The following is a 21,553-nucleotide window of genomic DNA, read 5'->3' as shown; positions in this document are numbered from 1 at the left end:
TGTCCTGATTCGTGGTGAAAACGGCTGCCGCCGAGACGATTCGGCCGCGATACTGGCTGGACGGGGGTGGCGCGAGCGGCGTTCGTCCCCGGCTCGGCAGTTCTCGGCGGTTAGGCGAATTCCCATGACCAATCAGCTCTTTCGTTCCCCGCGGCCCCCGTTCGGGGTCGCCGTTCTCGGCACCGGAGCGCTCGCCGCGGAGGTCACGCGGATCCTGCGCGACACGCGCGGCGATTTGCGGGAACGCGCCGGTGCGGGACTGGTGCTCGACGGGCGGGCGGAGCTGGTGGTGGATGCGACCGAGCACGTCGGCTCGGTGACGGCGGTGCTCGACGCGCTACGCGACGGCCGGTCGGTGATCACCGCGAACACCGCGCTGATCGCCGAGCACGGGCACCGGCTGGCCGCGGCCGCCGAGCAGCACGGCGCCGACCTGTTCTTCGAAGCGGCGGTGGCGGGCGGAGTTCCGGTGGTGCGGCCGCTGACCCAGTCGCTCTCCGGTGACCGGGTGCACCAGGTGCTCGGGGTCTTCCCCGCCGAACACAGCAGGCACGCGGCCGCGCAGGCGGCGATCCTGGCGACACTGGCGTTCCACACCCGGGTGGAAGTCGGTGACGTGCACTTCGAGGAGTCCGGCCCGGCGGCGGCACCCGATCTCGACGCTGCCGAGGCGCTGGGCCTGCGCCTGCGCACGCTCACCGTGTGCACCAGGGTCGCCGAAGAGGGTGGCAAGGAACAGATCTCGGTCCGCGTCCACCCCGCGTTGCTCCCGGCGACCGATCCCCTCGCCCGGGTCGACGCGCCGTTCAGCGCGGTGGCCGTCGACGCGGCGTGCGCGGGCAGGCTGATGTTCTACGGCGACGGCGCCACCACCGCCACCGCGTCGGCCCTGCTCGGCGACCTGATCACCGCCGCCCGCAACCGCGTCCACGGCGGCCGCGCACCCCGCGCCTCCTACTACGCCGAACTCCCCGTGGCCCCACTCGGCGACACACCCACCCGCTACTACCTGAACCTGCGGGTCACCGACCACGCCGGTGCGCTGGCCCAGGTCGCGGCGGTGTTCGCGGGCCACGGCGTGAGTATCGCGCGGGTGCGCCAGGAGCACCGCGGCGACGACGCCCACCTGATCGTCCTCACCCACCGCGCCCTGGAGGTGGCGCTCAGCGACACGGTCGACGCGCTCGCGGAAGCACCCTGCGTCCGCGCGGTGACGACCCGCTGGCGGATCGAGGGCACCGACGACTAGCGACGTCATCGACCTTTCCGCACGAAAGCCGTTCAACGCATCGCACGTTCGCCGATTCGCGATTCACCGGTCTGCCACATGGGGCGGAGGGCGGCTCGCCAGAGGCATATCCACTCAGCCGTTCGAATCCGATCCCACCGGGACCAGCTCCTCATCCTCATCGACCCACTGCCACAGCGGTGTTTCCGCGAGGACCACGGCAACAGCATGTTGATACCTCAGCCCCGTCTCGGACCGAAACCCTCGTAGACGATTCAGCATGCCCGGCAGACCGTCGCCGAGACCGTTCTTCTTCCTGGCCTCGACGACAAGCAGATTCAAGTCGTTGTTTCCGCGGCGATGGACGATCAGATCAGGACGGATCAATTTGCGCCTCGTCCTGTGAGGGTCGTCATTTCCACCGGAATGCTTGTTGTCTGCATCGGGCGCTCGCTTCGGAACGCGAACCCCGCCGGCATCGGTCATGCGGTTGTACTCGCAATCGACACGAAGATCGCTACCATCGCACTCGATCATCGGTACCAAACACCAACCGATACGGAACATCATCGCTATCTCATGGGCGTCATCTTCCAAGAGCTCCGGTTCCTCACATACTGCGTTGAGAACCGCTGCCGCCAGGAAGCGGCGAAGTTCAGCCCGGCCCGGAGGTTGCCCAGCCTTCTCCGTGGGGGCAGTGTCGTCGGTCGAACTCACTGGTCCTCCTAGTCGACGGGTGACTTCGGCGGCGGGCCGACGCGCTCGGCAAGCACGCTGAATCCCCCAAAACCCGCGTCCATGCAGCCTATGTTCTCTGCACGTGTTTGCCGAGGGCGTGGGGATTCCGCCAGTCCACCGCCTTGCGAATAGCGCTGGACTGGTGGGCTACTCGCCTCGGAGGGCGTCCGTCGGTTCGTAGCGGCGGGTGAAGTCGAGGATGGCGGCATTGACCTGTTTCGGGATCTGGTGGAAAATGCCGTGGCCGGCGCCCGCGAAGATCTCGGTTTCGCAGGTGGGCACGTTGTCGCGCAGGCGTTGGGTCGCGAAGGTCGCGTCGGCGACGAGCGACTCGGATCCGAACAGGCCCAGAGTCGGCACTGTGATCGTCGCCAGCCGCTCGTCGGTGAACATCCGCGGGTAGCCGATCGAGGGGACGTAGCCCAGAGCGGCTTTCACACCGGCGAATTCGGCGTCGGTCAGAGTGACGCCGGGGTTGAGCCACTCGTTCAGCTTGCGGAGGTTCTTGTCGGTCGGCCGCGCGCCCGCCTTGATCATCTTCCACAGCACGCCCCACCTGACCTTCGTCAAGGTGCCGCCGGGCTCGATCACCGTCAGGCTGACGAGCCGTCGCGGTTCGCTCGCCGCGATCGCCATCGCCTGCCATCCACCCTGCGAGTAGCCGACCAGGTGAACTCGGTCGACGCCGAGACCGTCGAGGACCTCGAGAAACCAGGCACCGAACCGCGTTTCGTCGATCGGCGCGGTCTGGATGCTGAGACCCGGCGTGCCGAGGAACTCGGGTGCGTGGACGACCCGATCGCGCGCGATCTCCTCGATGACGTGGGTCCAGGCCAGACTGTTGCCCCCGAGCGAGTGCATCAGCACGATCGGCACGCCGCCGCCCCGGCCGAAGGTGCGCACCCGGGTGGTGCCGAAGGAGGTGGCGACGTCGACCGTTGTCGACGGAATCGGCTGCTGCTTCTCCAGGTCTCGATAGGCCCGCAGGAATTCCTCGCGTGCCTTGTCGTTCTTGAACCGCCCGATCTTGGCCATGACCACCCCTTTACCTCGTTGGTGATATCACCGTACCACAAAGATGGTATGGGCGTACCATCAAGAACCTGCGGGACGAGCCGGAGCAGAAGGAGGCGAGCGTGCCACGGTTGGCCGATCACGAAGAACGGCGCAGATCCATCACCGGCGCCGCGCGCCGGGTCATCGCCCGGGGTGGGCTCGACGCGGCGACCTTTCAATCGGTCGCCGCCGAGGCGGGGGTCTCGGTGCGGTCGGTGCAGTACTACTTCGGCACCAAGCGTGAGTTCCTGCTCGCCACACACCGTGCCGTCGTCGAGGATTCGGGCGCCCGGCTACATCAGGCACTGGCCGCCCTTGGCCCTGGAGCGGGCCCGCGCGACATCATCCGCACCGTGCTGATCGGCCTGCTGCCGCTCGATGAAACCAGCAGGCAGAACGCCGTCATCCTCGGCATCTTCCACGCGGCCACGCTCACCGGGCCCGACCTCGAATCCGCCGACACCGCCGGTACACCCCGCTACATCATCGACGCGGTCGCCGCCCAACTCCTCCAGCTACGGGGTCCTGAGGCAGCGGAGACGACGATCCGCGCGGATGCCGAAGTCGCGCTCCTCACGATCGCCGGCTTGGCCCAGGGCATGCTCACCGACAACGACATGGCCGCTCGCGCAACGCAACTCGTCGACCATCTGCTCGACAGGGTGGTAGACGCCTGACCGTGAATCGCTCCGGCGACCGGCGCTACAGGCTGAAGGCGACCGCGCGCAGAATCAGCACGGCGATGAACACCAGGGTGAAGGCCAGGTCGATTCCCAGCCCGCCCATCCGGACCGGCGGCAAGATCCGCCGCACCGGCGCGATCACCGGTTCGGTCGCGGCGTGGGTCACCGATCGCGCCTTCCCCACCCAGTGCGGCCCTCTCCCGGCCAACGCCACCCAGTCCAACACCATCCGCGCGAGCAGCAACAACATGAACACCGTCAGCGCATAGCCGACCACGGTTCCGATCAGACTCATGACGCACTCCTCAGGAAGCCAGGACCTCGTACCCCTGTCAACGCGGCCGGCCGCGCCGAGGTGTCCTTCTCCGATTGTTCTCAGCCGATTATCAGCCCCGGATCGCGGCGTAGCGCACAGGCGCGGCCTGGCTGACTTCGGTCCGGAAACGCGGCGAGCCCCGGGCAACTGCCCGGGGCTCGCGGGGGGACGCTCTACTTCTTGCGTTCCTTCTTCTCGCGCACACGCACCGAGATGCGCACGGGCGAACCGTCGAAGCCGAACTCCTCACGCAGGCGGCGCTCCAGGAAGCGGCGGTAGCCCGCCTCGAGGAAGCCGGTGGTGAACAGCACGAACGTCGGCGGGCGGGTGCCCGCCTGGGTGGCGAACAGGACGCGGGGCTGGCGGCCGCCGCGCATCGGCGGCGGGGTGGCCGCGATGACTTCCTTGAGCCAGGTGTTCAGGCGGCCGGTGGAGATGCGCTTGTCCCAGGACTCGAGCGCGGTCTCCATCTGCGGCACCAGCTTGGCCACGGCGCGGCCGGTGTGGGCGGAGATGTTGACCCGCTGGGCCCACGGCACCCGCACCAGATCGCGATCGATCTCGCGCTCGAGCATGTAGCGGCGGTCCTCGTCGACCAGGTCCCACTTGTTGAAGGCCAGCACCAGCGCGCGACCGGAGTCGGCGACCAGGCTGATCACGCGCAGGTCCTGCTCGGTGATCGGCACCGAGGCGTCGATCAGCATGATCGCGACCTCGGAGGCCTCCAGCGCCGACTTGGTGCGCAGCGAGGCGTAGAACTCGGTGCCCGAGGCATTGGACACCTTGCGGCGCAGACCGGCGGTGTCGACGAACTTCCACACCTTGCCGCCCAGTTCGACCAGCGAGTCGACCGGGTCGACCGTGGTGCCCGCGACATCGTGGACCACCGAACGCTCGTCGCCTGCGAGCTTGTTGAGCAGGCTCGACTTGCCGACATTCGGCTTACCGACCAGCGCCACGCGGCGCGGACCGGCGGCGCCGGTGCCTTCGCGCGGGGTCTCGGGCAGTGCGGTGAGCACGTCGTCGAGCAGGTCGCCGGTGCCACGGCCGTGCGCGGCCGACACCATGCGCGGCTCACCGAGACCCATCGACCACAGGCTGGCCGCCTCGAGTTCGACCTTCTGGTCGTCGACCTTGTTGGCCACCAGGATCACCGGGATCTTGGAGCGGCGCAGCTTGCGTACCGCGGCCTCGTCGGTCGCGGTCGCGCCGACCGTCGCGTCGACGACGAGCAGGATCGCGTCGGCAGTCGCCATCGCCACCTCGGCCTGGCGGGCGACGTGCTGCTGCAGGCCCTTGGCGTCGGGCTCCCAGCCGCCGGTGTCCTGCACCAGGAATCGGCGCCCGGCCCAGCTGGCCTCGTAGGAGATGCGGTCGCGGGTGACGCCGGGGACGTCCTCGACGACGGCCTCACGGCGGCCGAGAATGCGGTTCACCAGGGTCGACTTGCCCACGTTCGGGCGGCCGACCACCGCGACGGTGGGCATCGCGAGGTGCTCGTCACCCTCGTACTCGCCCTCGAAATCGGCGATCTCCCAATCGGATTCGTCGGACCAGGTGCCGTCTCCGACCAGAACCTCTTCGTCGATCATCGCGAACCTCCTGTCGTGGCCGAAAGCTGCTGGGCCACCACGCGGTACAGCTCGTCGATGGTCTCGTCCATCGTCAGGTCGCTGGTGTCGACGAGCACCGCGTCGGCGGCGGGGCGCAGCGGCGACACCGTGCGGGTGGAATCGAGGGTGTCGCGACGCTGCACATCGGCCAGCACGGCCGCGTAGTCGTCGCCGCGTCCCTCGCGGATGTTCTGGGCATTGCGCCGCTGGGCGCGCGCCTCCGCGGAGGCGGTGAGGTAGATCTTGGCGTCGGCGCCGGTGAGCACTACGGTGCCGATGTCACGGCCCTCGACCACGATCCGGCCGGCCATCGCCGCGATCTCACGCTGCAGGGCGACGAGCTGCTCGCGCACCTGCGCGACCGCGGACACCGCGGAAACGGCCTTGGTGACGGCGTCGCCACGGATCTCGGCCGAGACGTCTTCACCGTCGAGCTCGATCACCTCGTGGCTCGGGTCGGTGCCGATCGACAATGGCAGCGCCGCAACGGTTTCCGCGATCGCGGCCGAATCGGTCAGGTCGACCTCGGCGCGCAGCACGCGCAGCGTCGCGACCCGGTACATGGCGCCGGTGTCGAGGTAGCTGGCACCGAGTCGGGTGGCCAGCCGGCGCGACACACTGGACTTGCCGGTGCCGGACGGGCCGTCCATCGCGACGACGAGCGTGCCCTCGCCGGTCATCCGGTCGCCGGCGAACTCCACCGGGAAGTCCACTCCGTTCACAGCTGCACCGCCTCGTAGAGTTTGCCGATCTCGTCCCGGCCGAGCACGCGCAGCGTGCCGGGACGCTGGTCGCCCAGTGCCACCGGGCCGATGTGGGTACGCACCAGCCGGATCACCGGGTGGCCGACCTCGTCGAGCAGCCTACGCACGATGTGCTTGCGGCCCTCGTGCAGCACGAGCTTGACCAGCGAACGACCCTCGTAGGCCTCGAGCAGCATGAACTTGTCGACCTTGGCCGGGCCGTCCTCGAGCTCGACACCCTCGCGCAGGCGCTTGCCGACCAGGCGGTAGTTGACCTCGCCGTTGACGGTGGCCAGGTAGGTCTTGGGCACCTCGAAGGAGGGGTGCATCAGGCGGTGCGCCATCTCGCCGTCGTTGGTGAGCAGCAGCAGGCCCTCGGTGTCGGCGTCGAGCCGGCCGACGTGGAACAGGCGCTGCCCGGCGGCGATCCGCTCGGCGACGATGTCGCCGACACAGGGGCGGCCCAGATCGTCGGACATGGTCGACTGCCAGCCCTTGGGCTTGTTCAGCACCAGGTGCACGAGTTCGTCGCGGACGACGACGCGGGTGCCGTCGACGCGCACGACCGCGTTCTCCGGATCGACGCGCAGACCCTGCTCACGCACGATCTTGCCGTCGACCTCGACGCGACCGGCGGCGATCATGTCCTCGGCCGCGCGGCGCGAGGCCACACCGGCCTTGGCGAGCACCTTCTGCAGGCGTTCGCCTTCGCCCCACGGCAGCTTCTTCGGGCCTTCGGTGTTCTCGGCGTGCTGGTGACGCGCGGGCTTGGCGTTGTTCAGGATCGTCGGCGCGACGACCTTACGCTGCGGCTTGGCCGACTTGGCTTTGCGTGCGGCGGGTGCCTGCGAGGTCGCCGGGCGGGCGGTGCCGCCTGCGCGCTGAGCGCCACGCGCCGGGCTGCCTGCCGAGCCGGAGCTGCGCTGGTAGCCACCCTCACGGCGGTCCTCGCCCGCGCGCTGGTAGCCGCCACGGCGGTCGTCGCCGCCACGCTGGTAGCCACCACGGCGATCGTCGCCGCCACGCTCGTAGCCGCCGGCGGAACCGCCACGGCGGTCGTCGGTCGCGCCACGCTGGTAGCCGCGTCCCGCCGATCCGCGCCGGTCGTCGGTGCCGCCACGGGTGAAGCCACCCGAGGAGGGGCGGCGACCGGTCGACTCACCGCGCTCGTATCCGCCGGTGCCGCGGCGGCCGCTCGCCTCGCTGCGGCTGCCTGACTGCCCGGTGCGCGCGGTGCCGCCGCGGGTTCCCGCGGTCCGGTTCGCGCCGCTACGGGGCTGGTCGCTGCGTTTTCTTCGGTCCGGTGTGCCATCTCGGCGAGCGGAATTATTCATCTGTCCTGTCAATCGTCGGTGCCGAGATCCATATCGGACTCGGTCGGTTTCTTCAGCCTGGTGAACCGTGGGTCGGTCTCCAGGCTCTCGCTGATCTCGTCGATCAGGTCGACGCCGGGAAGCAGCGGCGCCAGCGGCGGCAGGTCGCCCAGTGAGGCGAGCCCGATCCGTTCGAGGAACAACTCGGTGGTGCGGTACATCGTGCCGTTGGTGTCGGGGTCCTGACCCGCTTCCGCGATCAAGCCCCTGGCCAGCAGGGTGCGCATCACTCCGTCGACGTTCACCCCGCGAACCGCGCTGACCCTGGTCCGGGTCACCGGCTGGCGGTAGGCGATCACCGCCAAGGTCTCCAAGGCGGCCCGGGTGAGCTTGGTCCGGGCCCCGTCGAGCAGTACACGCTCGACATAGGGCGCGTACTCCTGTCGAGTATAGAAGCGCCAACCGTCACCGACGAAACGCAGGTCGATGCCGCTGCCCCGCGCCGACAGCTCCGCAGACATGGCCCGCAGCGTGGTCTCGACCCGCTCCGCGGTGTCGTCCAGGGCCGCTGCCAGCTGTTCTACCGGCGCGGGAGCGTCGACGACGAGCAGCATCGCCTCCAGCGCCGACCGCAGTTCGGGGTCGGCGAGCGGCTCGGAAGTGAACTCCACCACTGCCTCGGTCATGCTGTGTCCTCCTGGATGATCGGGAGCCCTCTGTGGTTACGCTGCGCTGCCGCCTCCGGGCTGGACCCGATCATCCGTAATCCTCCTCGAAGGTCAGTGCGGCCGCTTCGGCGTCCGGATCCAGCTCACCGAGCCAGCTCACGGCCAGCGGGCCGAGCGGATCGGGCTGGTCGAACGCGATGGTCTTGCCGCGGTACAGCTCGAGCAACGCCAGGAACCTGGCGACGATTTCCACCGGCACCGTGCAGTCCGCGACCAGTTCGGCGAAGGTGGTCCATCCGCCGGGACCGCGCTCCTTGAGCCGGGCCAGCACCAGCTCGGCCTGCTCGGCGACCGAGATGGTGTGCATGTGCAGGTGCCCGAGGCCGACCTGGGGAATCGGGCGTGGCCGGAACGCGGCGGCGGCGATCTCGGCGAACGCGGCGATGTCGACGCCGAGGGTCACCTCGGGCAGCAGCCCCTCGAACTGTTCCTCGAGCGCCACCGAGCGCGGATACCGGCGCAGCGCGGCCGCTTCCAGCTCGGCGAGCAACGCGGCCACCTGTTTGAACGCGCGGTACTGCAGCAGGCGCGCGAACAGCAGGTCGCGGGCGTCGAGCAGTTCCAGGTCGTCGGCGTCGGTCATCTCACCCGACGGCAGCAGCCGCGCCGCCTTGAGATCGAGCAGAGTGGCAGCGACGACGAGGAATTCGGTGGTCTGATCGAGGATCTTGTCCGCGCGCAGCTTGGTGTTCTCGGCGAGCTCGGCGGTCAGCGCCTTGGTGTAGGCGATGAACTCGTCGGTGACCTGATGCAGCGCGACCTCGGTGACATCGAGCTTGCGCGAGCTGATCAGCGTCAGCAGCAGATCGAACGGCCCTTCGAAGTTCTTCAGCCGCAGGTGGAAACCGGTGTTCTCGGCGGTGGGTGCCGCATCTTCGTGAGCCTCTTGCACCTCGGGTATTGCGTCGATCACCGGCCCGACCGGTGGATGACTTCGCGAGCCATGGCCCGATAGGACTCGGCGCCCGCGGATTTCGGCGCCCAGGTGGTGATCGGCTCACCGGCGACGCTGGCGTCGGGGAACCGCACGGTGCGGGAGATGGCGGTGTCGTAGACCAGATCGCCGAACACCTCGACCACGCGCGACATCACCTGACGCGAATGCAGCAGCCGCGCGTCGAACATGGTGACCACGATGCCGTAGAGGCTCAGTCGCGGGTTGAGCCGGTCGCGCACCTTCTCGACGGTGTCGTTGAGCAGGGCCAGGCCGCGCAGCGAGAAGTATTCGCATTCCATCGGGATGATGACGCCGTCGGAGCAGGCCAGCGCGTTGACGGTGAGCAGGCCGAGCGAAGGCTGGCAGTCGATGAGGATGTAGTCGTAGCGGTCACGCACGCCCGAGAGGGCACGGCCCAGCGACTGCTCGCGACCCACCTCGTTGACCAGCTGGATCTCGGCCGCGGAGAGGTCGATATTGCTGGGTAACAGGTCCATGCCGTCGACCTTGGTGGTCTGCAGCACGTCGTCGACCGTGGCCTTCCCGCCGATCAGCAGGTTGTGCACGGTGAGGTCGAGATCGTGGTGGGCGACGCCGAGACCGGCCGAGAGCGCACCCTGCGGGTCGAGGTCGACGAGCAGCACGCGACGGCCGTATTCGGCCAGGGCCGCACCGAGATTGATGGTCGAGGTGGTCTTGCCGACCCCGCCCTTCTGGTTGCACATGGCCACCACGAGCGCGTCGCCGTGGCGCTGCACCTGCGGGGGCTCGGGTACCAGTCGCAGCGGGCGCCCGGTCGGGCCCATCTCGACGGCCTCGGCGACCTCGTCCGGTCCACCGTCCCACGGTGTTTCCGCTGTCGTCACGATCCGCTGCTCCTTATACGTTTTTCCTGCCGGTAACCCCTGTCGAGGGTAGCGAGGCCGATTCGGCTCGGACTTGCTTTCGTACGGTCCAGCTCTGGGTAGACGCTACCGCTCGGACCGGTGAGGTACGGCATGGCAACGCCGGGCGTGTTCGCACCATACCTGCTGGGCGCGACCGTGCGGTGGTGGTTTACGTGGCCCGCGGATGCGCGGTCGCCCAGACCTCGCGCAGCGTGCTCACCGTCACGAGCGTGTAGATCTGGGTGGTCGTCACCGAGGCGTGGCCGAGCAGTTCCTGCACGACGCGCACGTCGGCGCCGCCGTCGAGCAGGTGCGTCGCGAAGGAATGCCGCAGAGTGTGCGGCGACACCGTCGCCCCGATGCCTGCCTGTTCGGCCGCGGTCTGTAGTACCTGCCAGGCACTCTGCCGGGACAGCCTGCCGCCGCGCGCATTGAGGAAAAGGGCTCCGGCGGAGCCTTTTCCACTCGCGGCGAGGGTGGGACGGCCGCGGACCAGGTACGCGTCGACCGCGGCGAGGGCGGGTCGGCCGATCGGGACGAGCCGCTGCTTGCCGCCCTTGCCGTGCAGGACGACACACCGCTGCTCGGCGTCGATGTCGTCGACGTCGAGCCCGACCATCTCCGAGATGCGTGCCCCCGTGGAGTACAGCAGTTCCAGCAGTGCCCGGTCGCGCAGACCGCGCGGTCCACCGTCGGCGCCGCCCGAATCACCGTCACCGCCTGCCGCTTCGAGCAGTCGCAGCACCTGGTCGTAGGGCAGCGCCTTGGGCAACCGCCGGCCCGGGGCAGGCGGTTTCACGGCATGCGCCACGTCGGTGTCGGTGATCCCTTCGGCGGCGGCGAACCGGTGCAGACCGCGGACCGCGATCAGCGCCCTGGCCACCGATCCCGCGGCCAGCGGCGGATGATCTACCCCACCGGAACGCAGCACCATGGTGAACTCCGCGACATCACCCTGCGCGATCGCGCTCAGGTTCGCGATGCCACGTGCGGTGAGGAAATCCCGGTAGCGGGCCAGGTCACGCCGGTAGGCGCCGAGGGTGTTGCGCGCGGCTCCGCGCTCGACCGCCAGGTGGTCGAGATAGGCGTCGATCTCCCGCGCGAGCACGCCCGATGCCCGCCTAATCCCCGCCGACTGCTGCGGCAGGGACCAGGGCCGACGTGGTGGTCACGCGTCGCTACCGGCTTGCGCCTCGGCGGCCTTGCGACGCAGGAACGCTGTCGGCTGACCCGGCCACGACGCATCGGCCGGACGCAGTGGCGCCCCGCTCGCCGACGCCGCGGCGTACGCGAGGACACCGGCGACCGCGGTCGCGTTCACGATCTCCCCGGCCAGCGCGGCGCGGACCGCCTCGGCGACCGGCATCCTGACCAGCTCGAGATCGGCTTCCTCGTGCTCCGGGTCGGGCCGGTCGGTCTCGGTGAGCCCGGTCGCGAAGAACACCCGCAGCGCCTCGTCGGTGAATCCCGGCGACAACGCCACGTCCACCAGCACCGACCACTCGGCGGCAGCCAGGCCCGTCTCCTCGGCCAGCTCACGCTTGGCCGCGGTGAGCGGGTCCTCGCCGTCGATGTCGAGCAGCCCGGCGGGCAGTTCGAGCAGCCGCGTCCCGATCGGATGCCGGTACTGGCGGATCAGGACGACATTGCCGTCGTCGTCGAGCGCGAGCACCGCGACCGCACCGTGGTGCTCGATGACCTCACGATCGGCGATCCGCCCGTCCGGCATCGCGACCTGATCCTGGCGCAGGGCCAGGATCGCGCCGCTGTAGAGCACCCGGCTGGAGACCGTCTCGAAGTCGTGGCTACCGGGCTGGCTCATGTCCTGTTTCCATTCGGCATGCTCGGGCGGCCTGCGTGGTCACGCTCCGCTACCTCCTCCGGCCGCTGACCGCTCATGCCGGATTTCCTCAGAGATCCGCGGCGTGCTCCGCGAGCTCTTCCTCCGGGAAGTCTACGGGAAGGCGTTCGGCCAGTTTGTATTTCAATGCCGCGTTGATCAGCGCGGCGAACAGCGGATGCGGCCTGGTCGGACGGCTCTTGAGCTCCGGGTGCGCCTGGGTGGCGACGAAGAACGGATGCACCGCGGCCGGGTACTCGACGAACTCCACCAGGTGCCCGTCGGGCGAGGTGCCCGAGAACACCAGGCCGCTCTTGGCGATGGCCTCGCGATAGGCGTTGTTGACCTCGAACCGGTGCCGGTGCCGCTCGGAGACGTGCTCGGCGCCGTAGGCCTGCGCGACGACCGAGCCCTTCTGCAGCGTGGCCGGGTAGGCGCCCAGCCGCATGGTGCCGCCCAGATCGGCTTCACCGGCGACGACGTCTTCCTGGTCGGCCATGGTCGAGATGACCGGGTTCTTCGTGTCGGGCTCGAACTCCGCCGAGTTGGCGTCGTCGATACCGACCGAGCGCGCCGCCTCGATGACCACGCACTGCAGGCCCAGGCACAGGCCGAGCAGCGGAATGCCACGATGGCGGGCGTACCGGATCGCACCGAGCTTGCCTTCGATGCCGCGGATGCCGAAACCACCGGGGATCAGCACCGAGTCGACGTCACGCAGCGCCGCCTGGGCACCCGCCTCGGTCTCGCACTCGTCCGAGGGCACCCAGCGGATGTTCACCTTCGCCCGGTGCGCGAAGCCACCGGCACGCAGCGCCTCGGTCACCGACAGGTAGGCGTCGGGCAGGTCGACGTACTTGCCGACCAGCGCCACCTCGACGGTCTCGCGCGGCGAATGCACCCGGTCGAGCAGGTCGCCCCACACGGCCCAGTCCACATCGCGGAACGGCAGACCGAGCTTGCGCACCACATAGGCGTCGAGGCCTTCGCTGTGCAGCACCTTCGGGATGTCGTAGATCGACGGCGCGTCGGGCGTGGAGATGCACGCCTCCACGTCGACGTCGCACATCAGCGCGATCTTGTTCTTGAGCCCCTGCGGCACCTCGCGGTCACAGCGCAGGATCAGCGCGTCGGGCTGGATACCGATATTGCGCAGCGCGGCGACCGAGTGCTGCGTCGGCTTGGTCTTGAGCTCACCCGAGGGCGCCAGATACGGCACCAGCGACACATGCAGGAAGAACACATTGTCGCGACCCACGTCGTGGCGGATCTGGCGCGCCGCCTCGAGGAACGGCTGCGACTCGATATCGCCGACGGTGCCACCGATCTCGGTGATCACCACGTCCGGCACCTGGCCCTCGAGATCGGGACCCTGCATCGCCATGATGCGGTTCTTGATCTCGTCGGTGATGTGCGGGATCACCTGGACGGTGTCGCCCAGGTACTCGCCGCGCCGTTCCTTGGCGATGACCGTCGAATAGATCTGCCCGGTGGTCACGTTCGCGTCCTTGGACAGATCGCGATCGAGGAACCGCTCGTAGTGGCCGACGTCGAGGTCGGTCTCGGCGCCGTCCTCGGTGACGAACACCTCGCCGTGCTGGAACGGGTTCATGGTGCCCGGATCGACATTCAGATACGGGTCGAGCTTCTGCATCGTCACCCGCATACCGCGCGCGGTCAGCAACTGACCGAGGCTGGAGGCGGTGAGACCCTTACCCAAAGAGGAGGCGACGCCACCGCTCACGAAGATGTGCTTGGTGGCATTTCGAGCCTGATTCCGTGTTTGACCCACGGAACTCCAGAGTAACAGGCGCCCGCCTCTCCGCGTATTTAGCGGGTCGTTTGCGACGGGGTGTGTTGGCAGTCGGGCCTGCGGTGAGATGGTCGGCGGCTTCTGGGCGTGCCCGGCGAGTTACCCCTGTGCACACGAAATCAGTTGTCTCGACGGGCCGTGAAGGTGTCTGTCAGCGAGGCATGGCGACCATCGTCAGGGAGGTTGCCGTCGAGCCGGTTCCGTAGCGGCCCGCGCCGCCGGAGAGCTGCTCGGTGAAGGCGAGAGCTGTTGTCACCCTGCCTATTTCGCGGTCGACATCGTCACCGTGGTGACCGTGGTGGCCAGGGGTTCTTGCGCGCGGACATGGGCGATGGCGCCGCTGCCTTCGGCGGCCGGGGCCTGGCCAGCGAGCATGGCGCCTGCCGCCCTGGCACGGACCGCGCCGGTGAAGCGGGCGATAGTCGAACCCTGTCCGGTGTCGGATGCGACACCGTTGCCGGTGACCACCACGGCGAGTTGCGCGGGTCGCACGGGAGTGTCGCCGTAGGCGAGGAAGATCGCCGCGAGCGGCATGGCGTGCTGACGCAACGAGATCACAGCAGACCACGCACCCACAGGACGAACCGGTTCCAATACTCGACCGCCCAGTCCAGCACCTCGGACCCGTTACGCGTGGCCAGGATCACCACGACGATCGCGACCAGCGCCGCCAGCACCACCAGCGCCAGCGCCGCGCCCGAGGACCGCTGCCGGTACAGCGTCGACACCGCCCTCGCATCGACCAGTTTCGCGCCGACCTTCAACCGGGTCAGGAACGTCGCCGGATTGCTGTCACGACGGCCACGGTCGAAGAAGTCCTCCAGCGACGCGGGCGCGCCGGCCAGCACGATCAGCGACGCGCCGTGATGGTCGGCCAGCATGAGCGCCAGATCGGTCGGCGAGCCCGACGACGGGAAGGTCGTCGCGCCGATGCCGAGATCCTGGATTCGCTCCAGGCCCATGGCGTGCCCTTCGGTGTCGGCGGGCAGGATCATCTCGACGCCGGACAACAAGGTCTCCGTGCTGATCTCGTCCGGATAGCCGATGATCAGATCGGGCTTGTACTTGAGCGTGCGCAACGTGTCGGCGCCACGGCCGACGCCGATCAGGATCGGCGCGTACTCCTTGATGAACGGCTTGAGCCGCTGCAACTCCTCGAGATGCCCCGCCCCGTCGGCGATCACGACCACGTGCCGGTTGCGCAGTTGCAGCTCGATGTCGGGGACACCGATGCCGTCGATCAGCAGCGCGCTCTCGGTACGGACGAACTCGGCGGTGTTGCCCGCGAACGCGTCGAGGTGATCGGCGAGGCCGTTCCGCGCCTCGATCATCAGGTCGGCGACATCCGACTCGTCGAACGCGATGCCCTCGACCAGGACCTCGGGTTCCTTCTTGATGACCAGCTTGTCCTCGTAGACGATGCCCTCGTCGATGCGCACCTTGGTGCCGTCCTTGATCTTGCCGAAGGCGTCGGGGGCGACCGTGTCCACCAGCACGATCCCGTTGGCCACCAGTACCTCCGGGCCCTGGTTGGGATACCGGCCCGAGATGGACGGCGAGGTGTTGATCACCGCGACGACACCGGCCTCGACCAGCCGGTCCGCGATGTGGCGGTCCAGATCGGTCTCGTCGAGGACCACCACGTCCCCGGGGCTGATGCGCCGCAACAGTCGCCGGGTGTCGCGATCCACCCGGGCGGTCCCGGTGACACCGGGCAGCGTTTCCATGCTCCTCGACAACATCGCCGGCATCTTCATGTGGCCGATGATGCGGGCAAACCCTCAACCTTTGGTGGAGGCGCGCCGAATTGCCGGTCGCATTCCTCTCAGCACAGCAACCCGCCGGCATCATCCGCTTCCCGACCGGCCGGTCGCCGAGGCAGCACCCCGCGCACGGGGTTTGCCCGGCAGGCCGGTACGCGGCGCGCAACTACCCGTATGCTGCGGGTCACAGACACCCCGGACAGGAGACATCCATGCCCCGCAGCACCGTCGAGACTGTTTTCGAAGCCCCTCGCGACATCGTCTACCGCCTTTTCACCGAGCGTGAGGCCGTCAGCCCGTACCTGCCGATCCAGGTCAAGCTGATCAAGCAGGGCGACCCGGCCACCGGCGTCGGCGCGCAGCACCTGCTCGGCTTCGGCAAGGCGGGCGTCACCGAGGAGATCACCGCGCTGGTCCCCGGCGAGCGGATGGAGTACAAGATCGTCAAGGGCGCGCCGGTCAAGCGCCACGTCGGCATCATCACCTTCGCCGACACCTCCGCCGGCGGCACCCGCGTGGTCTACACGATGGAGTCCGAGCCGTCGCTGCCCGTGCCCGCGCCGGTGCTCGAGTTCGGCCTGCGCCAGCTGACCAACCAGCTCATCGGCGGCGTCCGCAAAGCCCTGAAGTAATCGCCTCGACGTCGCCCGCGTCCCACGCGGGCGACGTCACCCGCGTGTCAGGCCGGTGCTCGCTCCGCTCGCGCGGTTTCCAGTAGTTCCTCGGCGTGCGCGCGACCGGTCTCGGTGTCGTCGAGGCCCGCGAGCATGCGCGCCAGTTCCACCACCCGCTCGTCGTCGGTCAGCGTGCGAACTCCGCTGTCCACCTTGCCTTTTCCGTCATCGGACTTGTTCACCACCAGGTGGGTGTCGGCGAAGGCCGCCACTTGTGGCAGGTGGGTCACCACGATGACCTGGTGGGTGCGGGCGAGCCGCGCCAGCCGCTTGCCGATCTCCACCGCGGCCCGGCCGCCGACGCCGGCGTCGACCTCATCGAACACCATGGTCGCGCCGTGATCGGAACCGGCCAGGACCACCTCGAGCGCCAGCATCACCCGCGAGAGCTCACCGCCGGAGGCGCTCTTGCTCAACGGCAGCGACTGCGCGCCGGAATGCGCCGAGAGCCGGAACTCCACTTCGTCGACACCGTGGGACCCGGCATGCAGCCGCGTTCCGCCGATATCGATCGGCGCCGAATCCTGCGCGCCCGCGGGCAGCGAACGCACCTGTACCTCGAGCCGCGCCTTCCCCATCGCCAGCCCGCCGAGCTCGGCACTCACCGCCGTGGCCAGCTTGCCCGCCGCCTTCGCCCGGGCGGCACTGAGTTTGCGTGCGGCCTCGCGCACCTTGCCCGCCGCGGTCTCGACCTCGCCCGCGAGTTTGGCCAGCGCGTCCTCGGACACATCGAGCGAGTCCAGGCGGGCACGTGACTCGTCGGCCCAGGCGATCACACCGTCGATGTCGGGCGCGTATTTGCGGGTCAGCGACTTCAGCTCGGCCTGACGGTTGAGCATCGAGTCGAGCGCGCCGGGATCCGACGGCAGCTCCGACAGATAGCCACTGAGTTCGGTGGTCACGTCGACGACCACCGCGATCGCCTCGCCCAGCCGCGGCGCGAGCCCGGTCAATCCCGGATCGTCGGCGGAATCCAACCGGGCCCGCGCGCCGCCGAGCAGGTCGAGCACACCGCCGCCGTCGGCGGGCGCGTCGGTGGGACCGGACAGCGCCTCGTGCGCGGCGACGGCCGCCTCACGCAGCGAATCCAGGTCGCTGAGCCGACGGATCTCGGCGACGAGACGGGTGTCCTCGCCGGGTTCCGGTGCGATGCCGTCGATTTCGGCGAGCGAATGCTTGAGCCGGTCGGCCTCGAGTGCCAGCTCCCTGCTGCGCGCGGTCCGCTCTAGCAGCTCGGTCCGGGCGTCGAGCCATGATCGGCGGTGCACCTGATACTTGCGCAGCAGCCCGGCCACGCCGTCGCCCGCGAACTGATCGAGCGCGGCGAGTTGCTGTTCCGGCCGCTGCAGGCGCAGCTGGTCGTTCTGGCCGTGCACGGTCAGCAGCCGGGAGGTGAACTCACCGAGCACCGCCGCGGGCACGCCGCGACCACCGAGGTGCGCGCGCGAACGCCCGTCGCTGTTGACCGTGCGGACCGCAATCACGCTGCCGTCCTCGTCGGCCTCGGCGGCGGCCGACTCGAGCACCTCGCCGACGGCCGCGCGGGCCGCTTCGTTGACATCGTCGATGACGAACCGGCCCTCGACCACAGCCTTCGCGGCGCCGAGCCGCACCCGGCCCGCGTCGGCGCGCGCACCGCTGAGCAGGTGCAGGCTGGTGACGACCATGGTCTTGCCCGCACCGGTCTCACCGGTGAGCACGGTCAGACCCGCATGGAACTGCGCGGTCGCCGTCGAGATGACGCCTAGTCCGTCAATCCTGATCTCTGTCAGCATCGCGGCTGTTCTCCGTTCGATGTCTACCCCGCCAGCCGGTGACCGGCAGCTGGAACTTGCGCACCATCCGGTCGGCGAACGGTGCGGAATCCAGCCGCACCCACCGCACCGGTCGTTCGCCACGGACCACTTCGGCGCGGCCGCCGCGCGGCAAGGCCAGGGTGCGCCTGCCGTCGAGGAACACGATCGCGTCGTGCCCGGTCGCCACCGTCTCCACGGCGATCAACGATTCCGGGCTGGTCACCAGCGGACGCGCGAACAGGGCATGCGCGTTGCTCGGAATGACCAGCATCGCTTCGAGTTCCGGCCACACCACCGGTCCGCCTGCGGAAAACGCGTAGGCCGTCGACCCTGTCGGCGTGGAGATGAGGATGCCGTCGCAGCCGAACGCCGAGACCGGCCGGCCGTCGACCTCGAGCACGACTTCCAGCACGCCCATGCGCTGCGCGTTCTCGATGCTCGCCTCGTTGAGCGCCCATCCTCGTTCGACGATCGTGTCGTCGACGCGGACGGTGACATCGATGGTCATCCGGTCTTCCACGGGGTAGTCCCGGTCGACCACCTGGGCCAGCGCCTCGTCGAGATGCTCGGCCTCGGCCTCGGTGAGGAAACCGATACGGCCCAGGTTGATTCCGAGCACCGGCACCCCGGTCGGCCGACCGAGTTCGGCCGCGCGCAGGAAGGTGCCATCACCGCCGAGGGCGAGCACCATCTCACAGCCCAGCGCCGCGGACGGGCTGTGCGGCACCACCCGCACCGGGTAGCCGGCGGGCTCGTCCTCGAACCGGGTGCTGTCGGCCTCGTCGGCCAGTACCCGCAGGCAGATGCCCGCTTCGGCGAAGATCTTCGCCACCCGGTGCGCGGTCTCGATGATCTCCGCGCGACCGGGATGGGCGACGAGCAGGATCTCCCTGCCGCCGTCGTGCGTGTTCACTGCGGACCCTCCTCGACCGCGCGGGCCACCAGGGCCTCCACCTGCGCGGCGTCGTACTCGAACGGACCGACCTTGCGCAGCCACAAGAAGTACTCGACATTGCCCGACGGACCGGGCAGCGGGCTGGCCACCACACCTTGTGTCCGCAATCCGAGCGCACCTGCCGCGGCGGCCACCTCGCGCACCACTTCGGCGCGCAACGCCGGATCACGCACCACGCCACCGGAACCGACGCGTTCCTTGCCGACCTCGAACTGCGGCTTCACCATCGGCAGCAGATCGGCGCCGTCGGCGGCGCAGGCCGCGAGCGCGGGCAGCACCAGCCCCAGCGAGATGAACGACAGGTCACCGACGACGGATTCGACTGTGCCGCCGATGGTTTCGGGGGTGATGTTGCGCACGTTGGTCCGGTCGTACACCTGGACCCGGTCGTCGTTCTGCAGCCGCCAGATCAGCTGGCCGTACCCGACGTCGACCGCGGCCACCTCCCGTGCGCCCCGCGACAGCAGGACATCGGTGAACCCACCGGTCGACGCGCCCGCGTCCAGGCATCGCTTACCCGCGACACCGAGACCCTGCGGCTCGAACGCCTCGAGCGCGCCGAGCAGCTTGTGCGCACCACGCGACGCCCACGACACCTCGTCGGGTTCCTCCCGCACGATCAGCGGGGTACCGGTCTCTACCGCCGTCGCCGGTTTCACCGCGACGGTGCCGGCAATCAGGACGCGCCCCGCGCTGATCAACTCGACCGCGTGTTCTCGCGATCGCGCCAATCCGCGGCGAACCAGTTCGGCGTCCACCCGCGCTCGCCTGGCCACCTCAGATCTTGTCCACTGTCGCCAGGGCATCCACCAGCACGTCGTGCGCCTGCTCGAGGATGCGCGCACGGCGGGTGATGTCGGCACCTGCCTCGGTGTTCTCGGCCGGGCCGGTGACCGCGGGTGCCGCGCCGAGTTCGGCGAGCAGCGCGTCGACCTCGACCTTGATCCGGTTCGGGTCGGCCGGTTCCGGCCGCGCCTGACCACCGGGCAGATGACTGCCGGGCAGGGGGATCCCTGGGCGGGGTGGCTGTGGCGCGCCGGGCGGTGGTGAACTCGGAGTACTCATCGTGTCGTCAACGCTATCGGATTTCCGAATCGACTGCGCGCACCCGTACCGCCCGGCCGGGGTGCTGTCGCAACAGTTCCGCGGCAGCCGCGGGCGCGACCGCTCCGGGCACTATGTCGTCGTTGAGAGCGTCCAGCGAGGTGGCGATGTAGGTGGGCACCTGCGCCGGTGGCGCGATGACGACTTCCTCGAGCGTGCTGACCCCGGTCAGCACCAGCAGCGAGTCGAGCCCGAGCCCGTTGGCGCCTTCGACGTCGGTGTCGAGGCGATCGCCGACGACCAGCGCGTTGCGGGCGCCGGAGCGCTCGAGCGCGTCTTCCATCAGCGGCGCGTACGGCTTGCCCGCGACCAGCGGTTCACGATCGGAGGCGGTGCGCAGCGCGGCGACCATGGACCCGTTGCCCGGCGCGAGGCCACGCTCGTTCGGCAGAGTGCGGTCGGTGTTGGCGGCGACCCACAGCGCGCCTGCTCGCAGCGCGTACGCGGCTTCGGCGAGGTCCGGCCACGCGGTGGTCGGCGAATGCCCCTGGACGACGGCCTCGGGCGGTATGTCGCCGAACCGCCGGATCGGCACGAGACCGACCGCTTCGATCTCGGCGGCGAGGTCGTCGGTGCCGACGACGAGCACCCGAGCACCTGGGGCCAGCCGGTGCGCCAGCATTCCGGCCGCGGCCTGAGCGCTGGTCACCACGTCCTCGGCCGTGGCCGGATAGCCCAGCTCGGCCAGATGCCCGGCGACCGGGCCCGGCCCGCGAGCCGCATTGTTGGTGACGTACACCAGCCGCTGCGCCGAATCACCGTCCGGAGCGAGCGCTTTCGGGGCGCCGTCGATCACCTCGGGACCGCGATACAGCGTTCCGTCCAGGTCGAGCAGCAAAGCGTCGTATTGATCGCGTAGCCGGTTCACACACCCTCACTCCGTCGTCACTGCCGGGCCGAACACACCTGCCGACCCTAGGCGAGCCCACCGACAGCTCCGGGCCGCGCCGGTCCGTCGAATCGTGCTCGCACTCTTCATGATCGAGCATGCGGTGACCGACCGTGCACGGTGTGCCCGGTTTCGGCGCACGGCGTCGCGCGCGTCGCCACTGCCCTGGTGATCGAGATCACCTCGGCCGCAACCAGCTCGCGGCGCTCTTTCGCCTGCTCGGCAAGCACCTCTCCATAGTCGGTGGTGTGCTGATCCTGTTCTGCCTGGTGAACACCATGCTCGGCGCCTTCTGAGCCCGACGCGGAACGGCCGCGGGGGGGGGGGGGCCGAGGGGGCGCCCGCCACCCCCCACCAGGCCACAAAAAAGATTGGGGGGACCCCCCCCGGAGGCCCCCCGGCCCCACGGCATGATGAAAAAAACACCCCCCCCCCCCCCGCCCCAACAAAGACAGCGTGAGACAGAGGTGAGGACGG

At 69.3% G+C, this 21,553-nt stretch carries 22 protein-coding genes and 1 pseudogene; 4 read left to right on the top strand and 19 right to left on the bottom strand.

What is annotated here, in order from left to right:
• The first annotated feature begins 124 nt into the window (after nt 1-124).
• On the top strand, nt 125-1,249 hold the full coding sequence (locus ACFVAV_RS25690; RefSeq protein WP_379037824.1) for an ACT domain-containing protein: 1,125 nt from the start codon (nt 125-127) through the stop codon (nt 1,247-1,249).
• Between the two features lie 114 nt (nt 1,250-1,363).
• On the opposite strand, the gene ACFVAV_RS25685 is transcribed toward ACFVAV_RS25690, so the two are convergent.
• Together ACFVAV_RS25685 and ACFVAV_RS25680 are read right to left on the bottom strand one after the other, a co-directional pair.
• Complete coding sequence (locus ACFVAV_RS25685) at nt 1,364-1,945, bottom strand: hypothetical protein (protein ID WP_379037823.1); 582 nt, start codon at nt 1,943-1,945, stop codon at nt 1,364-1,366.
• 168 nt (nt 1,946-2,113) lie between these two features.
• Nucleotides 2,114-3,001, bottom strand: a complete 888-nt coding sequence (locus ACFVAV_RS25680; protein WP_379037821.1) for an alpha/beta fold hydrolase — start codon at nt 2,999-3,001, stop codon at nt 2,114-2,116.
• Between the two features lie 101 nt (nt 3,002-3,102).
• Between ACFVAV_RS25680 and ACFVAV_RS25675 the strand changes: the two genes are divergently transcribed.
• Nucleotides 3,103-3,699 (top strand): TetR/AcrR family transcriptional regulator, encoded by a 597-nt coding sequence (locus ACFVAV_RS25675; RefSeq protein WP_379037820.1) that lies wholly within the window; start codon nt 3,103-3,105, stop codon nt 3,697-3,699.
• 25 nt (nt 3,700-3,724) lie between these two features.
• Here ACFVAV_RS25675 and ACFVAV_RS25670 read toward each other — a convergent pair whose 3' ends face one another.
• From ACFVAV_RS25670 to steA, 12 genes and pseudogenes are all read right to left on the bottom strand, one after another.
• Nucleotides 3,725-4,000: a YggT family protein gene (locus tag ACFVAV_RS25670; RefSeq protein ID WP_379037819.1), complete on the bottom strand. Its 276-nt coding sequence runs from the start codon at nt 3,998-4,000 to the stop codon at nt 3,725-3,727.
• Between the two features lie 194 nt (nt 4,001-4,194).
• A complete protein-coding gene (gene der, locus ACFVAV_RS25665; RefSeq protein WP_379037818.1) occupies nt 4,195-5,613 on the bottom strand; it encodes a ribosome biogenesis GTPase Der in 1,419 nt (472 codons plus the stop codon).
• The gene (gene cmk / locus ACFVAV_RS25660; RefSeq protein ID WP_379037981.1) at nt 5,610-6,314 is read right to left on the bottom strand and encodes a (d)CMP kinase; all 705 of its coding nucleotides are present in this window, start codon (nt 6,312-6,314) and stop codon (nt 5,610-5,612) included. Before cmk ends, der begins: the two co-directional genes overlap by 4 nt.
• Nucleotides 6,315-6,352: 38 nt before the next feature.
• Complete coding sequence (locus ACFVAV_RS25655) at nt 6,353-7,711, bottom strand: pseudouridine synthase (protein ID WP_379037817.1); 1,359 nt, start codon at nt 7,709-7,711, stop codon at nt 6,353-6,355.
• 8 nt (nt 7,712-7,719) lie between these two features.
• Nucleotides 7,720-8,376 (bottom strand): SMC-Scp complex subunit ScpB, encoded by a 657-nt coding sequence (gene scpB, locus ACFVAV_RS25650; protein ID WP_379037815.1) that lies wholly within the window; start codon nt 8,374-8,376, stop codon nt 7,720-7,722.
• Between the two features lie 70 nt (nt 8,377-8,446).
• Nucleotides 8,447-9,331 (bottom strand): segregation and condensation protein A, encoded by an 885-nt coding sequence (locus tag ACFVAV_RS25645; RefSeq protein ID WP_379037814.1) that lies wholly within the window; start codon nt 9,329-9,331, stop codon nt 8,447-8,449.
• Entirely contained in the window at nt 9,328-10,161 is an 834-nt protein-coding gene (locus tag ACFVAV_RS25640; protein WP_229740260.1) for a ParA family protein, read from the bottom strand. The genes ACFVAV_RS25645 and ACFVAV_RS25640 overlap by 4 nt, the downstream gene beginning before the upstream one ends.
• A gap of 250 nt (nt 10,162-10,411) precedes the next feature.
• Nucleotides 10,412-11,350: a site-specific tyrosine recombinase XerD gene (gene xerD, locus ACFVAV_RS25635; protein ID WP_379037813.1), complete on the bottom strand. Its 939-nt coding sequence runs from the start codon at nt 11,348-11,350 to the stop codon at nt 10,412-10,414.
• A 60-nt stretch (nt 11,351-11,410) separates the two neighbouring features.
• Nucleotides 11,411-12,064 carry an NUDIX domain-containing protein gene (locus ACFVAV_RS25630; RefSeq protein ID WP_379037812.1) on the bottom strand — a complete coding sequence of 218 codons (654 nt, stop codon included), beginning with the start codon at nt 12,062-12,064 and terminating at the stop codon, nt 11,411-11,413.
• Between the two features lie 88 nt (nt 12,065-12,152).
• Entirely contained in the window at nt 12,153-13,874 is a 1,722-nt protein-coding gene (locus ACFVAV_RS25625) for a CTP synthase (RefSeq protein ID WP_379037811.1), read from the bottom strand.
• A 172-nt stretch (nt 13,875-14,046) separates the two neighbouring features.
• Nucleotides 14,047-14,429, bottom strand: a pseudogene (locus tag ACFVAV_RS25620) (copper transporter).
• A 20-nt stretch (nt 14,430-14,449) separates the two neighbouring features.
• On the bottom strand, nt 14,450-15,652 hold the full coding sequence (gene steA, locus ACFVAV_RS25615) for a putative cytokinetic ring protein SteA (protein WP_379037809.1): 1,203 nt from the start codon (nt 15,650-15,652) through the stop codon (nt 14,450-14,452).
• A 218-nt stretch (nt 15,653-15,870) separates the two neighbouring features.
• Here steA and ACFVAV_RS25610 point away from each other — a divergent pair, with 218 nt between their 5' ends.
• The gene (locus ACFVAV_RS25610) at nt 15,871-16,290 is read left to right on the top strand and encodes an SRPBCC family protein (RefSeq protein ID WP_379037808.1); all 420 of its coding nucleotides are present in this window, start codon (nt 15,871-15,873) and stop codon (nt 16,288-16,290) included.
• Nucleotides 16,291-16,337: 47 nt separating this feature from the next.
• On the opposite strand, the gene recN is transcribed toward ACFVAV_RS25610, so the two are convergent.
• The 5 genes from recN to ACFVAV_RS25585 are packed head-to-tail and all read right to left on the bottom strand — an operon-like array spanning nt 16,338 to nt 21,055.
• Nucleotides 16,338-18,107, bottom strand: a complete 1,770-nt coding sequence (gene recN, locus ACFVAV_RS25605) for a DNA repair protein RecN (RefSeq protein WP_379037807.1) — start codon at nt 18,105-18,107, stop codon at nt 16,338-16,340.
• The gene (locus ACFVAV_RS25600; RefSeq protein ID WP_379037805.1) at nt 18,085-19,041 is read right to left on the bottom strand and encodes an NAD kinase; all 957 of its coding nucleotides are present in this window, start codon (nt 19,039-19,041) and stop codon (nt 18,085-18,087) included. Before ACFVAV_RS25600 ends, recN begins: the two co-directional genes overlap by 23 nt.
• Complete coding sequence (locus tag ACFVAV_RS25595; protein WP_379037804.1) at nt 19,038-19,859, bottom strand: TlyA family RNA methyltransferase; 822 nt, start codon at nt 19,857-19,859, stop codon at nt 19,038-19,040. Before ACFVAV_RS25595 ends, ACFVAV_RS25600 begins: the two co-directional genes overlap by 4 nt.
• A gap of 1 nt (nt 19,860) precedes the next feature.
• Nucleotides 19,861-20,148 carry a hypothetical protein gene (locus tag ACFVAV_RS25590; RefSeq protein WP_379037803.1) on the bottom strand — a complete coding sequence of 96 codons (288 nt, stop codon included), beginning with the start codon at nt 20,146-20,148 and terminating at the stop codon, nt 19,861-19,863.
• Between the two features lie 13 nt (nt 20,149-20,161).
• A complete protein-coding gene (locus ACFVAV_RS25585; RefSeq protein ID WP_379037801.1) occupies nt 20,162-21,055 on the bottom strand; it encodes an HAD-IIA family hydrolase in 894 nt (297 codons plus the stop codon).
• A gap of 143 nt (nt 21,056-21,198) precedes the next feature.
• On the opposite strand from ACFVAV_RS25585, the gene ACFVAV_RS25580 reads away from it, so the two are divergent.
• On the top strand, nt 21,199-21,372 hold the full coding sequence (locus tag ACFVAV_RS25580) for a hypothetical protein (protein ID WP_379037800.1): 174 nt from the start codon (nt 21,199-21,201) through the stop codon (nt 21,370-21,372).
• The last annotated feature ends 181 nt before the right edge of the window (nt 21,373-21,553 follow it).

Origin of the sequence: Nocardia sp. NPDC057663 (assembly GCF_042799895.1) — a bacterium.
Lineage (GTDB): Bacteria > Actinomycetota > Actinomycetes > Mycobacteriales > Mycobacteriaceae > Nocardia.
The sequence above is the reverse complement of the archived record's forward strand: the minus strand, read 5'-3'. Positions and strand labels throughout refer to the sequence as shown.